This is a genomic window from Mycolicibacterium parafortuitum (assembly GCF_002086815.1).
GTDB classification, from domain to species: domain Bacteria; phylum Actinomycetota; class Actinomycetes; order Mycobacteriales; family Mycobacteriaceae; genus Mycobacterium; species Mycobacterium parafortuitum.
The window spans coordinates 1-692 of sequence record NZ_MVID01000071.1 but is presented as its reverse complement, the minus strand read 5'-3'; the positions used below and the strand labels follow the sequence as shown (position 1 = coordinate 692).

The following is a 692-nucleotide window of genomic DNA, read 5'->3' as shown; positions in this document are numbered from 1 at the left end:
TTGGACAGGGCTTTGATGGAGACGTCGTGGCCTTCGGCGGCTTTGCGTAGCGCGCCGACGGTGGCCTGGTCTTTGGGGATGTGGGTGAACGGATCCCAGTGATACCAGCGCATCGCGTTCTCGTAGGTCATCTTGTTGACCTCGTCGTCGGGCACGTTGTTGGCTTTGAGGACCTCGTCGAGTTGCTCCGGGGCCCCCGGCCACATCGAATCCGAATGCGGGTAGTCGGCCTCCCAGCAGATGTTGTCCACCCCGATCTGATGCCGGGTGCTCACCCCCACCGGATCGGCGATGAAGCAGGTGAGGAAGTGATCGCGGAACACCTCGCTGGGCAACTTGCCGCCGAAGTCCTGCCCGGTCCACGTCGAATGCATCTCATAGGTGCGATCCACCCGCTCCAAGAAATACGGAATCCACCCGGTGCCACCCTCGGACAGCGCGATCTTCAGATCCGGATACTCCTTGATCGGACGCGACCACAGCAGATCCGCCGCGGCCTGGACGATGTTCATCGGCTGCAGGGTGATCATCACGTCCATCGGGGCGTCCGGGGCGGTGATCGCCAGCCGACCCGACGACCCGATATGGACGTTGAGCACCGTGTCGGTGTCGACCAGGGCATCCCACATCGGCTTCCAATGCTCGAAATCGTGGAAACTCGGATACCCCATCGCCGACGGATTCTCGGTGAA

At 62.1% G+C, this 692-nt stretch carries 1 protein-coding gene; it reads right to left on the bottom strand.

The window, feature by feature from the left end; genetic code table 11:
* Positions 1-692: amidohydrolase family protein (locus BST38_RS28810; protein ID WP_165761678.1), on the bottom strand; the 692-nt coding region annotated here is incomplete at both ends.